Below are 17,161 nucleotides of genomic sequence, written 5' to 3' on the forward strand. Positions count from 1 at the left end.
TTAATAATTATATTCCTCTTTAGCCGCCATTAATTCATTATAGTCTTCTTTAGAACCAACTATATTGTTATCATATTCTCGCATACCTGTTCCGGCAGGGATTCTATGTCCAACAATAACGTTTTCTTTCAAGCCTTCTAACGTATCAACTTTTCCGGCAACAGCTGCTTCATTCAACACTTTAGTTGTTTCTTGGAAAGAAGCTGCAGATATGAACGATTTAGTCTGAAGTGATGCTCTGGTAATACCTTGAAGAATAGGAGTTGCCGTAGCAGTAATCACATCACGAGCTACAACAAGATTTTTATCTTCACGTTTTAACAAAGAGTTTTCATCACGCAATTGTCTTGGTGTAATCATTTGACCCGGTTTCAAGTTTTGTGAATCACCGGCATCTTCAACAATTTTCATACCGAATAATTTATCATTTTCATAGATAAAATCTTTCGTATGAACCAATTGCTCTTCCAAGAAAAGTGTATCACCTGGATCTTCAACTTTAACTTTACGCATCATTTGACGGATTACCACCTCAAAATGCTTGTCGTTAATTTTTACCCCTTGTAAACGATAAACTTCTTGTATTTCATTTACTAAATATTGTTGAACGGCTGATGGCCCTTGAATTCTCAAGATGTCTTCCGGAGTAATTGCTCCATCAGACAAAGACATACCCGCTTTTACAAAGTCATTCTCCTGAACCAAAATTTGGTTAGACAGTTTCACTAAGTATTTCTTTACTTCACCAAATTTTGATTCGATGATGATTTCGCGATTACCTCTCTTAATTTTACCAAACGTCACTACACCATCTATTTCAGACACAACAGCAGGATTTGAAGGATTACGTGCTTCTAAAAGCTCTGTAATTCTTGGAAGACCCCCTGTAATATCTCCTGCTTTAGAAGAACGTCTAGGAATCTTAACTAAAATTTTTCCAGCTTTAATTTTCTCACCATCATCTACCATTAAGTGTGCACCAACAGGTAAGTTATAAGAACGAATCAATTCACCATCTTTACCATATATCAATAAAGTTGGAATCAATTTTTTATTTCTTCCTTCCGAAATAACTTTTTCTTGGAAACCGGTTTGTTCATCAATTTCAACCTGGTAAGATTGTCCTTGTTCCAAATCTTCATAAGCGATTTTACCGGTAAACTCAGAAATAATCACCCCATTATACGGATCCCATTTACAAATAGCAGTACCTTTTTCTACAACTTGACCATCTTTTACAAAAATTGTAGAACCATATGGAATGTTGTGAGTATTTAAAACAATGCCTGTGTTTTCATCTACTAATTTCAATTCAGTAGAACGCGAAATAACAATATCTATTGAATTGCCTTCTGCATCCTCTCCTTTAACAGTCTTTAAATCATCTATTTCTAATCTACCTTTAAATCGAGTTATAATACTAGATTCTTCAGACATACCTCCGGCAACCCCTCCAACGTGGAAAGTTCTTAATGTTAACTGAGTTCCAGGTTCTCCAATGGATTGTGCAGCAATTACTCCAACTGCTTCTCCTTTTTGGGTCATTCTTCCGGTTGCTAGGTTTCTACCGTAACATTTGGCACAAATTCCTTTAGAGGCTTCACAAGTTAATGGTGATCTAACTTCTACTTTTTCTAATGGTGAGGCCTCAATAGCTTTTACAATTGATTCTGTAATCTCTTGACCGGCATGAACTAAAACTTCTAAATTCAATGGGTTGATTACATCTTGAAGTGCTACACGTCCTAAAATTCTTTCTCCTAAGGTTTCTACAATTTCTTCATTCTTTTTTAAGGCGGAAACTTCAATTCCTCTTAGGGTACCACAATCTTCCATATTCACAATCACATCTTGCGAAACATCATGTAATCTTCTGGTTAAATATCCTGCATCGGCTGTTTTTAATGCCGTATCGGCAAGACCTTTACGAGCACCGTGTGTAGAAATAAAATACTCAAGAATCGAAAGACCTTCTTTGAAGTTAGAAAGAATAGGGTTTTCGATGATTTCCCCACCTCCGGCAGTAGATTTTTTTGGCTTAGCCATCAAACCACGCATACCGGTTAACTGACGAATCTGTTCTTTAGAACCCCTTGCTCCAGAATCAAGCATCATATATACTGAGTTAAATCCCTGTTGGTCTTCACGTATATTTTTCATTGCCAATTCTGTTAACAATGCATTTTTAGAAGTCCAAACGTCAATAACTTGGTTATATCTTTCATTATTGGTAATTAATCCCATGTTATAATTCATGGTGATTGCATCTACTTCTTCTCTGGCATCAGCAATTAATTCTTCTTTTTGATGCGGGATAATAATATCTCCTAAACTGAATGATAATCCGCCACGGAATGCAAACTTGTATCCCATATCTTTCATATTATCCAAGAAGGCAGCCGTTGTTGGAACATTGGTTACAGATAAAATCTTACCGATAATATCTCGCAATGATTTTTTGGTTAAAACCTCATTGATGTAGCCCGCAGCTTCCGGTACTACTTCATTAAACAATACTCTACCTGCCGTAGTTTGAATTAATTTATATACTAATTCACCATTTTCATTATAATCTTTGGCTCTGATTTTAATTCTTGCATTTAACTCAAGTTTACCTTCGTTCAAAGCAATATTAACCTCTTCGGGAGAGTAGAACGTTAATCCTTCACCTAAAATCTTATGATCAGGCGTAGATAATCGTTCTTTTGTCATATAATATAGTCCCAAAACCATGTCCTGAGAAGGTACCGTAATTGGAGCACCATTTGCAGGATTTAAAATATTATGAGAAGCCAACATCAATAGTTGAGCTTCCAAAATAGCTTCAGGACCTAGTGGCAAATGTACCGCCATCTGGTCACCATCAAAATCAGCATTAAATGCCGTACAGGTTAATGGGTGCAACTGAATCGCTTTACCTTCAATCAATTTAGGTTGAAAAGCTTGGATACCTAAACGGTGAAGGGTAGGAGCACGATTCAATAATACCGGATGTCCTTTGATTACATTTTCTAGAATGTCCCAAACAACCGGTTCTTTCTTATCGATAATTTTCTTAGCTGATTTTACCGTTTTTACGATACCACGCTCAATTAATTTACGGATAACAAACGGTTTATACAACTCAGCCGCCATATCTTTTGGTAAACCACACTCGTACATTTTCAATTCCGGTCCAACAACAATTACCGAACGAGCAGAATAATCCACGCGTTTCCCTAATAAGTTTTGACGGAAGCGACCTTGTTTACCTTTTAACGAATCCGATAATGATTTTAACGGACGATTAGATTCTGTCTTAACAGCTGAAGCTTTACGTGTGTTATCGAACAATGAGTCAACTGCTTCTTGCAACATACGCTTTTCATTTCGTAAGATTACTTCAGGAGCTTTAATCTCCATTAATCTTTTCAAACGGTTATTACGGATAATTACACGACGATATAAATCATTTAAATCTGATGTAGCAAAACGGCCTCCATCAAGTGGTACTAAAGGACGTAATTCTGGTGGAATTACAGGAATTACTTTTAAAATCATCCACTCCGGACGATTTTCTCTATTCTCGTTTGCTTCACGGAATGATTCAACAACTTGAAGACGCTTTAATGCTTCCGTTTTTCTTTGTTTAGATGTTTCATTATTAGCTGCATGACGTAATTCAAATGAAAGTTCATCCAAATTAATTCTGGCTAATAAATCCATAATACATTCAGCACCCATTTTGGCGATAAATTTATTAGGATCAGAATCATCCAAATATTGATTTTCCATAGGAAGCGTATCCAGAATATTTAAATACTCCTCTTCTGTTAAAAAGTCTAATTTTTCTAACGATTCTCCTTCGGCATTCTTTGCTATACCGGCTTGAATTACTACGTATCTTTCGTAGTAGATAATCATGTCTAATTTTTTAGACGGTAATCCTAATATGTAACCTATCTTATTAGGTAAAGAACGGAAGTACCAAATATGAGCAATTGGCACTACTAAATTGATGTGACCAACTCTATCACGACGTACTTTCTTTTCAGTTACTTCAACCCCGCAACGGTCACAAACAATACCCTTATAGCGGATTCGTTTATACTTTCCACAAGCACATTCATAATCTTTAACTGGTCCAAAAATTCTTTCACAAAAAAGACCATCACGCTCCGGTTTGTGAGTTCTATAATTAATGGTTTCAGGTTTAAGTACCTCTCCTCTTGATTCAGCCAAAATAGATTCTGGTGAAGCTAAACCGATGGTAATTTTATCAAACCTTTTAACGGTGTTTTTATCTTTATTTCTATTATTCATCATAGTCAATAAAATTTGTTGTTTTTGTTTCAAATTTTAAGTTTCAGGTAACAAAATACTTGAAACCTGAAACTTGAAACAATACTGTTATTCTTCTAATCTGATGTCTAAACCAAGACCTTTCAATTCGTGCATTAATACATTGAATGATTCTGGTAGTCCCGGCTCCGGCATTGGCTCACCCTTCACGATTGCTTCGTAAGTTTTAGCTCTACCGATTACGTCATCTGATTTTACCGTCAATATTTCTCTTAAAGTACTGGAAGCTCCATATGCTTCAAGAGCCCAAACCTCCATCTCTCCAAAACGCTGACCTCCAAATTGAGCTTTACCACCCAATGGTTGTTGTGTAATAAGAGAATATGGACCAATAGAACGTGCGTGCATCTTATCATCAATCATGTGACCTAATTTTAACATATAAATCACACCTACCGTTGCTGCTTGGTGGAAACGTTCTCCTGTTCCTCCATCGTATAAATAGGTATGTCCGAATCTTGGAATACCGGCTTCATCTGTTAGAGCATTAATTTGATCGATAGTAGCACCATCAAAAATTGGTGTAGCATACTTTCTTCCTAAATTCTTTCCTGCCCAACCTAAAACTGTTTCATAAATCTGACCAATGTTCATACGGGAAGGTACACCAAGAGGGTTCAATACGATGTCAACGGGTGTTCCGTCTTCAAGGAAAGGCATGTCTTCGTCTCTTACGATACGAGCAACGATACCTTTGTTTCCGTGACGACCAGCCATTTTATCACCCACTTTCAATTTACGCTTTTTAGCAATGTAAACTTTAGCTAATTTTAAAATTCCCGCAGGTAATTCATCCCCAACTGTAATAGTGAATTTCTCTCTTCTCAACGCTCCTTGTAAGTCATTTAATTTGATTTTATAATTGTGAATCAAATCATTAACTAATGCATTCGTTTCGTCATCGGCAACCCATTGGCCTTTTGTTAAATGAGCAAAATCTTCTACTGCATTCAACATTTTTTGGGTATATTTCTTACCTTTTGGTAAAACTTCTTCACCAAGATCGTTCATTACACCTTGAGAAGTTTTTCCGTTTACGATATTGAACAATTTATCAACTAACTTATCTTTTAATTCGTTGAATTTTACTTCAAACTCCATTTCTAATGAAGCCAAATCGTCTTTATCCTTGGTACGCTTACGCTTATCTTTAACAGCTCTAGCAAATAATTTTTTGTCAAGTACAACACCGTGTAAAGATGGAGAAGCTTTTAACGAAGCATCTTTTACATCACCTGCTTTATCACCAAAGATGGCACGTAATAATTTTTCTTCTGGGGTTGGATCAGACTCCCCTTTTGGGGTAATCTTTCCGATAAGAATATCACCTGGTTTTACTTCGGCACCAATTCTAATCATTCCGTTTTCATCCAAATCTTTTGTTGCTTCTTCAGAAACGTTTGGAATATCATTGGTTAATTCTTCATTACCTAATTTGGTATCACGTACTTCTAATGAGTAATCATCAATATGAATGGATGTAAAAATATCATCACGAACTACTTTTTCGGATATTACAATTGCATCCTCAAAGTTATACCCTTTCCAAGGCATAAAAGCTACTTTAAGGTTTCTACCGATTGCCAATTCTCCGTTTTGTGTTGCGTATCCTTCACACAATACCTGACCTTTAATAACCCTATCTCCTTTTCTAACAATTGGTTTAAGGTTAATACAAGTACTTTGATTGGTTTTTTGAAATTTAATTAATTGATATGTTTTTTCATCTGGATCAAAACTCACCATTCTTTCTGCATCGGTTCGGTCATATTTAATGGTGATTTTTTCAGCATCAACATATTCAACAACACCATTTCCTTCAGCATTAATCAAAACTCTCGAATCAGAAGCTACTTGTCTTTCTAGACCGGTTCCTACAATTGGTGACTCAGGGCGTAATAATGGAACAGCCTGACGCATCATGTTTGAACCCATCAATGCACGGTTCGCATCGTCATGTTCCAAGAAAGGAATTAACGATGCAGAAATCGATGCAATTTGATTTGGAGCAACGTCTGTGTAATGAACAACATTTGGTTCAACAACAGGGAAATCACCTTCTTCACGAGCAATAACTTTGTCGGAAGTAATCTTTCCATTGTTATCCATTTCAATGTTTGCTTGAGCAATCATTTTGCCTTCTTCTTCTTCTGCACTTAAATAAATTGGTTCAGATGCTAAATCAACAACACCATTTGTTACTTTTCGGTAAGGAGTTTCAATGAAACCCATTCCGTTTACTTTCGCATAAACACCGAGCGAAGAAATCAAACCAATGTTTGGTCCTTCAGGTGTTTCAATTGGACAAAGACGGCCATAATGTGTATAGTGGACGTCACGCACCTCGAATCCGGCTCTTTCTCTTGAAAGACCACCAGGTCCTAAGGCAGACAATCTTCTTTTGTGAGTAATCTCAGCCAATGGATTTGTTTGATCCATAAATTGAGATAACTGATTGGTTCCAAAGAAAGAGTTGATTACTGATGATAATGTTTTGGCATTAATCAAATCAATTGGTGTAAACACCTCGTTATCTCTAACGTTCATTCTTTCGCGGATAGTTCTGGCCATACGAGCCAAACCTACACCAAATTGAGCAGAAAGTTGTTCTCCAACAGTTCTAACACGTCGGTTTGATAAGTGATCGATATCATCAATTTCTGCTTTAGAGTTGATTAATTCGATCAAATATTTAACAATAGTAATAATATCCTCTTTGGTCAACACTTGTTTTTCCATTGGGATATCCAAACCTAATTTTTTGTTCATTCTATAACGTCCTACTTCACCTAAGTTGTAACGTTGGTCTGAGAAGAACAATTTATCGATAATGCCACGAGCGGTTTCTTCATCAGGCGGTTCTGCATTACGCAACTGACGATAAATGTGCTCTACGGCTTCTTTTTCTGAGTTGGTTGGATCTTTTTGTAACGTGTTGTGGATAATGGCATAATCTGCCTGATTATTATCCTCTTTATGCAACAAAATAGATTTTACATTAGAATCGATGATTTCTTCCACATTATCTTTATCGATAATGGTATCACGATCTAAGATGATTTCGTTTCTTTCAATAGAAACAACTTCTCCTGTATCTTCATCAACGAAATCTTCGTGCCAAGTGTTTAACACACGGGCAGCCAATTTACGTCCGATATATTTTTTTAATCCTGTTTTAGATACTTTAATTTCCTCTGCAAGGTCAAAAATTTCAAGAATATCTTTATCTCTTTCAAAACCGATTGCACGGAATAAAGTAGTAACAGGTAATTTTTTCTTTCTATCGATATACGCATACATTACGTTATTGATATCGGTAGCAAATTCAATCCATGAACCTTTGAAAGGGATAACACGGGCAGAATATAATTTGGTTCCATTTGCATGGAAAGACTGTCCAAAGAAAACACCAGGAGAACGGTGTAACTGCGATACTACAACTCTTTCAGCACCATTTATAACGAAAGTACCACTAGGTGTCATATAGGGAATAGTACCTAAATAGACATCTTGTACTATTGTTTCAAAATCTTCATGTTCAGGATCTGTACAGTATAGCTTTAGTCTCGCTTTTAATGGCACACTATACGTTAAACCTCTTTCGATACATTCTGAGATAGAATAGCGAGGAGGGTCTACAAAATAGTCTAAAAATTCAAGTACGAAATTGTTTCTTGTATCGGTGATTGGAAAATTTTCCATGAAGGTGTTGTATAGACCTTCGTTGCCTCTTTCGTCAGATTTCGTTTCCAATTGGAAGAAATCTTTAAAAGATTTTACCTGAATATCAAGGAAATCCGGATATTGAGGTATGTTTTTGGTTGAGGCAAAATTCAATCTTTCAGTCTGATTTGTTATCATCAATGGACAAAATTTTGATTAAAAAAAAGTAATTTTTTGTGTAATTACACTGTTTAATTTATACTTTCTTTTTTAAAATCAATACATCTCTAAAGGCAAAACAGTATAATTAATTTCGCTTTTTTTCTTCGTATCGATCAAAAATTTTTTCGTATATTAAACTAATTATTATAATAAAACTTGTTTTTATTTTATTATACGAAAAATGGTTTAGGTCTTTGGAGGTTAATCCAAGACCTAAACCTAGTTCTTAAAACCTAAGTAAGCCTATTTAAGCTCAACTGAAGCTCCAGCTTCTTCTAAAGATTTTTTAAGCCCTTCAGCCTCATCTTTAGAAACACCTTCTTTAACATTTGATGGTGCAGCATCAACTAAATCTTTTGCTTCTTTAAGACCTAAACCTGTTAATTCTTTAACAGCTTTTACTACAGCTAATTTAGAAGCTCCAGCGTCTTTTAATACTACTGTGAATTCTGTTTGCTCTTCAGCCGCTCCAGCATCACCACCACCAGCAACTGGACCAGCAACAGCAACAGCTGCAGCAGCAGGCTCAATACCGTACTCTTCTTTTAAAATTGTTGCTAATTCGTTAACTTCTTTTACTGTTAAGTTAACTAATTGTTCTGCGAATTGTTTCAAATCTGCCATTTTTTCTATCGATTTAAATAGTTTGTAAAATATAATTTATTAAGTGCGTTCTCGCTAGTTTCTTATCTTTCGGATAAGGTTTTAACAATTCCTGCAATTTTACCTCCACCAGATTTAAGAGCGGAAACAACGTTTTTAGCAGGAGATTGAAGAAGTCCAATAATTTCTCCAATAACTTCTTCTTTAGATTTAAGAGCAATCAGAGCGTCTAATTGGTTATCGCCAATAAATACTGCCTGATGGATATAAGCTCCTTTTAAAATAGGTTTATCAGATTTTTTACGGAATTCTTTGATGATTTTAGCAGGAGCGTTTCCGTTCTCTGCTATCATTATTGAAGTATTTCCTTTTAATATTGAAGGTAAATCTCCGTAATCATTATCAGAAGCTTCCATAGCTTTTTCCAACAAAGTGTTTTTAACGACATTCAATTGGATTCCAGCTTTAAAACAAGCTCTTCTAAGATTTGAAGTTGTTTCAGCATTAAGATTAGAAATATCTGCAATGTAGACAACATTACTATCCGCCAACTGTGCAGTTAAATCTTCAATAACTCTTGATTTTTCTTCTCTAGTCATACTATAATTTTTTAACTACCAATTATACTGCTTTAGGATCTAAAGCAATTGCAGGGCTCATAGTACTAGACAAGTGGATAGACTTGATATAAGTACCTTTTGCTGCAGTTGGTTTCATTTTGATTAATGTTTGAATAATTTCGTGTGCATTATCTACAATTTTGTCAGCATCGAAAGAAACTCTTCCGATTCCGGCGTGAACGATTCCGGTTTTATCCACTTTAAAGTCGATTTTACCAGCTTTCACTTCTTGAACAGCTTTAGCAACATCCATTGTTACGGTACCTGTTTTAGGATTAGGCATTAAACCTCTAGGTCCTAAAACACGACCTAATGGACCTAATTTACCCATTACAGCAGGCATAGTGATGATTACATCAACATCTGTCCAACCATCTTTAATTTTTTGTAAATAATCATCTAAACCTACGTGGTCTGCACCAGCAGCTTTAGCTTCCGCTTCTTTATCTGGAGTAACAAGTGCTAAAACTCTAACATCTTTACCAGTTCCATGTGGTAGTGCAACCACACCTCTTACCATTTGATTCGCTTTTCTAGGATCAACTCCTAATTTTACAGCGATATCAACAGACTCATCAAATTTTGCAGAAGCAACTTCCTTTAACAATGCAGAAGCATCTTTTAAAGAATATAGTTTACTTTTTTCAATTTTTGCTGCAGCCTCTTTTTGCTTTTTTGTCAATTTTGCCATGTCTTTCTTTTAATTAAAAAGGAGCAACTCCTGATACTGTTATACCCATAGAACGAGCTGTTCCTGCTATCATACTCATAGCAGACTCGATAGTAAATGCATTTAAATCTACCATTTTGTCTTCAGCAATTGTTCTAATTTGATCCCAAGTAACGCTAGCTACTTTTTTACGATTTGGTTGACCTGAACCTGACTTTAGCTTCGTTGCATCCAATAACTGGATGGCAGCGGGTGGAGTTTTTACAACAAAATCAAACGATTTGTCTTTGTACACTGTAATCTGTACTGGTAAAACTTTGCCGGGTTTATCTTGAGTTCTAGCATTAAATTGCTTACAGAACTCCATGATGTTAACTCCAGCAGCTCCCAAAGCAGGTCCGACCGGTGGCGAAGGATTCGCGGCACCTCCCTTTACTTGTAGTTTAACTACTTTACTAACTTCTTTAGCCATTGTGTTTTAAAAAATTTAGCACATCTCAGTTGGAAGCAAGATGCGGTTTATAATAATGTAACAAATTATACTTTTTCTACTTGCATAAACCCTAATTCTAATGGTGTTTTTCTTCCGAAAATTTTCACCATTACTTCTAGTTTACGCTTATCTTCGTTTATTTTTTCAACTGTTCCGTTAAAACCATTAAATGGTCCATCGATAACTTTAATTGTCTCTCCGATATTAAATGGAATGTTTTGTGTATCAGCTGTTATTGCTAACTCATCTACTTTACCCAACATCCTATTAACTTCAGACAGGCGTAAGGGCACAGGATCACCTCCTTTTACTTCACCCAAAAAACCAATTACACCAGTAATAGATTTTATGATATGTGGAATTTCACCAATTAAGTTAGCTTCAATCATTACGTACCCCGGAAAATAAACTTTGTCTTTAGCTATTTTTTTTCCATCTCGCACTTGAACCACTTTTTCTGTAGGAACTAAAACTTGTGCAATATAATCAGCTAATTGAAGACGGTTAATTTCATTTTCAATATATGTCTTAACCTTATTTTCTTGGCCACTTACAGCTCTAACTACATACCACTTTTTTAAACTACTATCAGCCATAACAGAAACTATCCTTTTATCAAATTAAAAAACCCTGATATTGCTTTTCTAAAAACTTCATCAACACCCCAAGTAGCTAACGAAAATAAAATTGTAAAAACCGCAACAATAATAGTTAAACGCTGTACTTCAGACCAAGGTAACCAAGTTACATTTGTTTTAAGTTCTTGAAAAGCTTCTGTTATGTAGTTAACAACTTTTGTCATTATAATTATTTTTTGCACGGATGGAGAGATTCGAACTCCCATCAACGGTTTTGGAGACCGCTATTCTACCCTTGAACTACACCCGTTAGTTAAAAGCCAGTCATACCCAAAAGAATATGAACTGGCTTTATATAAATTTATGAATTAGTCAACGATTTCAGTAACCTGACCAGCTCCAACAGTTCTACCACCCTCACGGATAGCGAAACGCAATCCAATATTAAGAGCGATTGGGCTTAATAAAGTTACATCGATAGTTAAGTTATCACCTGGCATTACCATTTCAACTCCAGCTGGTAAAGAAATTGTACCAGTAACGTCTGTAGTTCTTACATAGAACTGTGGACGGTAGTTGTTGTGGAAAGGCGTGTGACGACCACCTTCTTCTTTTTTCAAAATATAAACCTCAGCTTTGAATTTAGCGTGTGGTTTTACAGAACCTGGCTTACAAATTACCATACCTCTACGGATATCAGCCTTGTCAATACCTCTCAATAAAAGACCTACGTTATCTCCAGCCTCACCTCTATCAAGGATTTTACGGAACATCTCAACTCCGGTAATTGTTGAAGTCAACTTGTCAGCACCCATACCAATGATTTCAACCGGATCTCCAGTATTAGCAACTCCTGTTTCAATACGACCTGTAGCAACAGTTCCACGACCAGTAATTGTAAATACATCCTCAACAGGCATCAAGAATGGTTTTGCATTATCACGCACCGGCTCTTCAATCCAAGCATCAACTGCTTCCATTAATTCCATGATTTTTTCAACCCATTTAGCATCTCCATTCAATCCTCCTAAAGCAGAACCTTGAATAACCGGACCGTTATCTCCATCATACTCATAGAATGATAACAAATCTCTGATTTCCATTTCAACAAGCTCCAAAAGCTCAGCGTCATCAACCATATCCACTTTGTTCATGAAAACAACAATTCTTGGAATACCTACTTGACGACCTAAAAGGATGTGCTCACGAGTTTGTGGCATTGGACCATCTGTTGCAGCAACAACAAGAATAGCACCATCCATTTGAGCAGCACCTGTAACCATGTTTTTTACGTAATCCGCGTGACCTGGACAGTCAACGTGAGCATAATGACGATTAGCAGTTTCGTACTCTACGTGCGAAGTGTTAATAGTAATACCTCTTTCTTTCTCCTCAGGAGCATTATCAATTTGATCAAACGATTTTGCTTGACAGAAACCTTTTTCAGACAATACTTTAGTAATTGCCGCAGTTAATGTAGTTTTACCGTGATCTACGTGTCCAATTGTACCAATATTTAAATGGGGTTTGGAACGATTAAAACTTTCTTTTGCCATTTTACTTAATTTTTAATCTTAGTTATATAATAGTGTTTAAATCTTACAATTTTGAGCCAATGACGGGATTTGAACCCGTGACCTCTTCCTTACCAAGGAAGCACTCTACCCCTGAGCTACACCGGCAAGAAATCAATCTTTTTTAAGTTGAAAATTGTGGGGAGAGCAGGATTCGAACCTGCGAAGGTTTCCCAACGGATTTACAGTCCGTCCTCGTTGGCCGCTTGAGTATCTCCCCTCAAATCTTTTCAAACTTTAAATGATCATAAATGTTTTGAAATTAAAATCTTACAAAACATTTTATTGCTATCTTTCAATTGAGCCGATAGAGGGACTCGAACCCACGACCTGCTGATTACAAATCAGCTGCTCTAGCCAGCTGAGCTACACCGGCAATACTCAATAAAAAAAGTCCGCTATTTCTAACGGACTGCAAATGTATAGATTTTATTTGTCAATCAAAACATTTTTTTAAAAAATTTCAATTATATATGTGTTCTGATTTTTTCTTTCCTTTTCAAAAGCAAACGTTCCAATGCTTCGGCAACTGAATCAACAGATTCTTCGAATGTTTTACATTGTTTTTTTACTATAAAATCATCACCGGGTACATGAATTTTAATTTCAACAATCTTGTTTTCTTTCTCACTGGTTGATTCAACTTTCAGAAAGACATCGGCCACAATCACTTTGTCATAATACTTTTCCAACTTATTCATTCGTAATTGAATGAAATCCACTAATTTTCGATCAATATTAAAATTTACAGCATTAACATTTACCTTCATAATTTAATTTTTAAGGTTAAACAAACTTAACGAATTATTTTTGGTTTCTTGGATGTGCATTCCCATATACTTTTTTTAACTCTGTAAGACTATTGTGAGTGTACACTTGTGTTGATGCCAAACTTGAATGCCCTAATAATTCTTTAACTGAATTCAAATCTGCTCCGTTATTTAAGAGGTGCGTAGCAAACGTGTGACGCAAAATATGTGGACTTTTTTTTACCTTTTCGGAGACATTACTAAAGTACATATTAATTAATCGATAAACAAGTGTATCATTCAATTTAACACCTTTTTGTGTCAAAAATAAAATATCATGATCTCTTATTTCTTTTAGTTGGTTGCGTTGAACCAAATAACTATTTAATTGATTAATAATAATAGGTAATAAAGGAATTATTCGCTCTTTATTTCTTTTTCCCAAAACTTTTAGGGTAGCATTTGAAAAGTTTACTCCATTTACACTTAAATTAATAAGTTCAGCCCTCCTTATTCCGGTAGTATAAAACAAATCAATCATTAATTTATCTCTAACTCCCTCAAAACCATCCGGATAAACAAGCTGATTCAATACCAAATCTAATTCTCTTTCAGAAAAAGGAATTTGAATTTTTTTCGGAGTTTTGAGAGCTTTGTGTTTTAATAATGGACTTTGCTCAATTTGTTTAATTTTTAATAAAAATCTATAGTAACTTTTTAGAGAAGATATTTTTCTGTTTATTGAAACAGTGGAAAGGTTCGCTTCAACCAACTTCACTATCCAACTTCTAATTTGTGCATAAGCAACATTATCTATTGAATCTTGATTGTAATGAACATTATTAAATCTTTCAAATTCACTTAAATCATTGATGTAAGCCTTTACGGTATGCAAAGAGTAGTGCTTTTGCATATGAAGATAGTCCTGAAATGCTTGTTGATTGGATTGCATAAAAAAACCGTTAGCTCAAAGTTACAAAACTTCTTTAACTAACGGTTAAATTTTATTAAAAATTACAATTACATTTCTACATTGTCTTTCAATGTTTGAATGTATTGAGCTTTTTGAATTTGTGCTCTTCTAACAACAGATGGTTTAATAAAAGCCTGACGTGCTCTCAATTGACGAACCGTTCCTGTTTTATCAAATTTTCTTTTATAGCGTTTTAACGCTCTGTCGATATTCTCTCCGTCTTTAATTGGTATAATTAACATAATCTAGACACCTCCTCTCATTTAGTGGGTGCAAATGTAATAATTATTTTTGAAATTGAAATATAATGCTCATTTATTTTACAGGCAATGATAACTAAGAATTATTTTAAAAGAGTTAATTCATAAATTTTGATTAATTTTATTTAAAAATGCTTTTTTACATTTTCTCAATTTTAATAATCGTATCGAGTTTAATTCCATTGGTTCAAAATTCACATTGGTTTTTTAGAGTATTTGAATTTGGGAAGGTTCAATTGTTTGTACTTTTAGTTTTAACTAGCTTATTAGGATTAATTTTAACAAAAAACAAAGAGACGCTTTTTTTTGTTGTATTAGGATTGAATTTGCTTACAATTATTTTTCATGCGAAAGATTTATTTCCTTATACTAAATTACATGCAAGTCCTAATAAGAAAAAAACCATTTACTGCTCGGAAACTATAAGTATTATTTCTGCAAACATCTATCAAGATAATACTAGTTACAACAAATTTATTAACTTAATTGAAAAACATAATCCCGATATTTTTTTTACCATGGAATCTAATCAAAATTGGGAAAATGCACTTTCACATTTTGACATATCATATCCCTTTCATGTAAAAGTTGCTTTAGAAAACACATATGGTATTCACTTCTATTCAAGATTAAAAATTATTTCACACCAAGTCCATTACTTTGTGGCAGATGACATTCCAAGTATCGATGCAAAAATCGAATCAAAAGATGGATTTATATTTAACTTTTTTGGTGTCCATCCGCCTCCCCCTAGCCCAACAGAAGAAGAAAACGCAAAAGAAAGAGACGGTGAATTATTGAGTGTTGCCAAAGTTGTTAAAACCAAACAAGATCCATGTTTGGTAGTAGGTGATTTTAATAATGTAGCTTGGGCAAAATCGTCATTACTCTTTAGAAAAACCAGTGAATTAATTGACGCCAGAATTGGCAGAGGATTGTTTTCAACTTTTCATGCCAACTATTGGTTTTTTCGATTTCCGATAGACTTGCTTTTTCACTCAACTGATGTTTTCATAGAGGAGCTAAGAACATTATCCTATTTTGGTTCAGATCATTTTCCAATTTACACTTCGTTCCATATCAACAAACAAAACAGTTCGCAAGAAGAATTGATTGACACATTAGAACAACATGAGAAAAAAGAGATTAGTCAAATGATTGAAGAGGGAATAAACGAAGAAAGCGAAAACCGTGAATGATTTCCGCTTATATTAACACAATCAAAAAACTATTTTACAGCCGGTTTGTAGCTTTGATTGTCTATAATCATTTTAGATAAAATTTCTTTTAAGATTTCAGAAGTCCCCCCTCCAATTGGACCTAATCGACTATCTCTTAACAATCTAGCCAATGGATATTCCTCCATATAACCATATCCTCCTAACATTTGTAAACAACTATAGATGGTTTCATCAGCTACTTTTGTTGATTTTAATTTAGCCATTGTCGCTTCTTTCACAACATATTCACCTTTAATTAAACGATTCACCGCGGCATAATTGAAAATCTTACAATGCTCAACTTCAGTAGCATGCTCTACCATAGTGTGGCGAAGTGCCTGAAATTTATTGATGGTACTTCCGAATGCCTCACGTTGAGACATATACTCTACAGTATAATCAATCGCATATTCTGCACGTGCATGAGCATTCACTGCCATCACTAAACGCTCCAAAGCAAAATGTTGCATAATATACGCAAAACCTTTTCCTTCTTCTCCCATTAAGTTATTTGAAGGAATTTGAACGTTATCAAATGAAATCTCAGCAGTATCGGATGCTCTCCAACCTAATTTATCAAGTTTTGTTGCCGTTATTCCTTCTGTAGTGGTATCAACTAAAAATATACTGATACCTTTGTTTCCTAATTCAGGTTGCGTTTTTGCAGCGACAACATAGTAATCTGCATAAACACCATTAGTAATGAATGTTTTAGACCCGTTTATTACGTATTTGTCTCCTTTTTTTACTGCGGTAGTTCGCATGCCGGCTACATCACTTCCGCCAAAAGGTTCAGTAATACATAAAGCTCCTATTTTGTCTCCTGAAATACTAGGTGCCAAATAATTTTGTTTAATTCGTTCGTCACCCTCTGCATTCAAATGAGTCATAGCTAAATAGGAATGAGCCCACATAGCCGCAGCAAATCCCGCAGATTTTATTTTTTGTAGTTCTTCTAAAAATATAACTGTATAGAATAAATCTAAATTCATCCCCCCGTATGCTTCCGGATAAGTTAAACCGAAAAAACCCATGTCGCCAAACTTTTTCCAAATAAATCGTTCAATAGTTCCAGTTTGTTCCCATTTTTCAATGTGAGGAACAACTTCTTTTTGTAAAAAATCCCGTAAAGTTGCTCTGAATAATTGGTGTTCTTCCGTAAAGTATACTGAATTCATAAAATAAAATTAGTTTG

14 protein-coding genes and 4 tRNA genes are annotated in these 17,161 nt (G+C 35.0%); 1 reads left to right on the top strand and 17 read right to left on the bottom strand.

Translation table 11 applies throughout. The features are described from left to right. From rpoC to rpsU, 16 genes are all read right to left on the bottom strand, one after another. Positions 1–4,305, bottom strand: coding sequence for a DNA-directed RNA polymerase subunit beta' (rpoC, locus tag R2782_RS07360; protein ID WP_371267520.1), 4,305 nt, complete (start codon positions 4,303–4,305; stop codon positions 1–3). A gap of 84 nt (positions 4,306–4,389) precedes the next feature. Further along, the gene (gene rpoB, locus R2782_RS07365) at positions 4,390–8,202 is read right to left on the bottom strand and encodes a DNA-directed RNA polymerase subunit beta (protein ID WP_371267522.1); all 3,813 of its coding nucleotides are present in this window, start codon (positions 8,200–8,202) and stop codon (positions 4,390–4,392) included. A 267-nt stretch (positions 8,203–8,469) separates the two neighbouring features. Beyond that, positions 8,470–8,850, bottom strand: coding sequence for a 50S ribosomal protein L7/L12 (rplL, locus tag R2782_RS07370; protein ID WP_371267524.1), 381 nt, complete (start codon positions 8,848–8,850; stop codon positions 8,470–8,472). Between the two features lie 62 nt (positions 8,851–8,912). Then, positions 8,913–9,428 carry a 50S ribosomal protein L10 gene (rplJ, locus tag R2782_RS07375; protein WP_371267526.1) on the bottom strand — a complete coding sequence of 172 codons (516 nt, stop codon included), beginning with the start codon at positions 9,426–9,428 and terminating at the stop codon, positions 8,913–8,915. 22 nt (positions 9,429–9,450) lie between these two features. After that, positions 9,451–10,140: a 50S ribosomal protein L1 gene (rplA, locus tag R2782_RS07380; protein WP_371267528.1), complete on the bottom strand. Its 690-nt coding sequence runs from the start codon at positions 10,138–10,140 to the stop codon at positions 9,451–9,453. Between the two features lie 13 nt (positions 10,141–10,153). Continuing rightward, positions 10,154–10,591 carry a 50S ribosomal protein L11 gene (gene rplK, locus R2782_RS07385; RefSeq protein ID WP_129463946.1) on the bottom strand — a complete coding sequence of 146 codons (438 nt, stop codon included), beginning with the start codon at positions 10,589–10,591 and terminating at the stop codon, positions 10,154–10,156. A 65-nt stretch (positions 10,592–10,656) separates the two neighbouring features. Next, positions 10,657–11,208 (bottom strand): transcription termination/antitermination protein NusG, encoded by a 552-nt coding sequence (gene nusG / locus R2782_RS07390; RefSeq protein WP_371267530.1) that lies wholly within the window; start codon positions 11,206–11,208, stop codon positions 10,657–10,659. Between the two features lie 8 nt (positions 11,209–11,216). Continuing rightward, positions 11,217–11,414 carry a preprotein translocase subunit SecE gene (gene secE, locus R2782_RS07395; RefSeq protein ID WP_371267532.1) on the bottom strand — a complete coding sequence of 66 codons (198 nt, stop codon included), beginning with the start codon at positions 11,412–11,414 and terminating at the stop codon, positions 11,217–11,219. A gap of 15 nt (positions 11,415–11,429) precedes the next feature. After that, a tRNA-Trp gene (locus R2782_RS07400) sits at positions 11,430–11,500 on the bottom strand. Positions 11,501–11,558: 58 nt separating this feature from the next. Next, entirely contained in the window at positions 11,559–12,746 is a 1,188-nt protein-coding gene (gene tuf / locus R2782_RS07405) for an elongation factor Tu (RefSeq protein WP_371267534.1), read from the bottom strand. A gap of 54 nt (positions 12,747–12,800) precedes the next feature. Further along, positions 12,801–12,872 (bottom strand) — tRNA-Thr (locus tag R2782_RS07410). Positions 12,873–12,903: 31 nt separating this feature from the next. Continuing rightward, a tRNA-Tyr gene (locus tag R2782_RS07415) sits at positions 12,904–12,984 on the bottom strand. Between the two features lie 82 nt (positions 12,985–13,066). Then, positions 13,067–13,140 (bottom strand) — tRNA-Thr (locus R2782_RS07420). Positions 13,141–13,231: 91 nt separating this feature from the next. Beyond that, positions 13,232–13,534, bottom strand: a complete 303-nt coding sequence (gene hpf, locus R2782_RS07425; protein WP_371267536.1) for a ribosome hibernation-promoting factor, HPF/YfiA family — start codon at positions 13,532–13,534, stop codon at positions 13,232–13,234. A 34-nt stretch (positions 13,535–13,568) separates the two neighbouring features. Further along, positions 13,569–14,465, bottom strand: coding sequence for a tyrosine-type recombinase/integrase (locus tag R2782_RS07430; RefSeq protein ID WP_371267538.1), 897 nt, complete (start codon positions 14,463–14,465; stop codon positions 13,569–13,571). Between the two features lie 68 nt (positions 14,466–14,533). Next, the gene (rpsU, locus tag R2782_RS07435) at positions 14,534–14,728 is read right to left on the bottom strand and encodes a 30S ribosomal protein S21 (protein WP_371267539.1); all 195 of its coding nucleotides are present in this window, start codon (positions 14,726–14,728) and stop codon (positions 14,534–14,536) included. Positions 14,729–14,877: 149 nt separating this feature from the next. On the opposite strand from rpsU, the gene R2782_RS07440 reads away from it, so the two are divergent. After that, the gene (locus R2782_RS07440) at positions 14,878–15,945 is read left to right on the top strand and encodes an endonuclease/exonuclease/phosphatase family protein (RefSeq protein ID WP_371267541.1); all 1,068 of its coding nucleotides are present in this window, start codon (positions 14,878–14,880) and stop codon (positions 15,943–15,945) included. Between the two features lie 29 nt (positions 15,946–15,974). On the opposite strand, the gene R2782_RS07445 is transcribed toward R2782_RS07440, so the two are convergent. Next, complete coding sequence (locus R2782_RS07445) at positions 15,975–17,144, bottom strand: acyl-CoA dehydrogenase family protein (RefSeq protein ID WP_371267543.1); 1,170 nt, start codon at positions 17,142–17,144, stop codon at positions 15,975–15,977. Positions 17,145–17,161 lie beyond the last annotated feature (17 nt).

The sequence above is a fragment of the Flavobacterium sp. genome, from assembly GCF_041392085.1.
Classification (GTDB): domain Bacteria; phylum Bacteroidota; class Bacteroidia; order Flavobacteriales; family Flavobacteriaceae; genus Flavobacterium.

What these genes read in the sequence shown, in the direction of transcription:
- rpsU (WP_371267539.1), bottom strand. Translation starts at nt 14,728, where the DNA reads ATGTTAATTATACCAATTAAAGACGGAGAGAATATCGACAGAGCGTTA.
- rplA (WP_371267528.1), bottom strand. Translation starts at nt 10,140, where the DNA reads ATGGCAAAATTGACAAAAAAGCAAAAAGAGGCTGCAGCAAAAATTGAA.
- hpf (WP_371267536.1), bottom strand. Translation starts at nt 13,534, where the DNA reads ATGAAGGTAAATGTTAATGCTGTAAATTTTAATATTGATCGAAAATTA.
- rplJ (WP_371267526.1), bottom strand. Translation starts at nt 9,428, where the DNA reads ATGACTAGAGAAGAAAAATCAAGAGTTATTGAAGATTTAACTGCACAG.
- secE (WP_371267532.1), bottom strand. Translation starts at nt 11,414, where the DNA reads ATGACAAAAGTTGTTAACTACATAACAGAAGCTTTTCAAGAACTTAAA.
- rplL (WP_371267524.1), bottom strand. Translation starts at nt 8,850, where the DNA reads ATGGCAGATTTGAAACAATTCGCAGAACAATTAGTTAACTTAACAGTA.
- rpoB (WP_371267522.1), bottom strand. Translation starts at nt 8,202, where the DNA reads ATGATAACAAATCAGACTGAAAGATTGAATTTTGCCTCAACCAAAAAC.
- R2782_RS07440 (WP_371267541.1), top strand. Translation starts at nt 14,878, where the DNA reads ATGCTTTTTTACATTTTCTCAATTTTAATAATCGTATCGAGTTTAATT.
- nusG (WP_371267530.1), bottom strand. Translation starts at nt 11,208, where the DNA reads ATGGCTGATAGTAGTTTAAAAAAGTGGTATGTAGTTAGAGCTGTAAGT.
- tuf (WP_371267534.1), bottom strand. Translation starts at nt 12,746, where the DNA reads ATGGCAAAAGAAAGTTTTAATCGTTCCAAACCCCATTTAAATATTGGT.
- rpoC (WP_371267520.1), bottom strand. Translation starts at nt 4,305, where the DNA reads ATGATGAATAATAGAAATAAAGATAAAAACACCGTTAAAAGGTTTGAT.
- R2782_RS07445 (WP_371267543.1), bottom strand. Translation starts at nt 17,144, where the DNA reads ATGAATTCAGTATACTTTACGGAAGAACACCAATTATTCAGAGCAACT.
- rplK (WP_129463946.1), bottom strand. Translation starts at nt 10,591, where the DNA reads ATGGCTAAAGAAGTTAGTAAAGTAGTTAAACTACAAGTAAAGGGAGGT.
- R2782_RS07430 (WP_371267538.1), bottom strand. Translation starts at nt 14,465, where the DNA reads ATGCAATCCAATCAACAAGCATTTCAGGACTATCTTCATATGCAAAAG.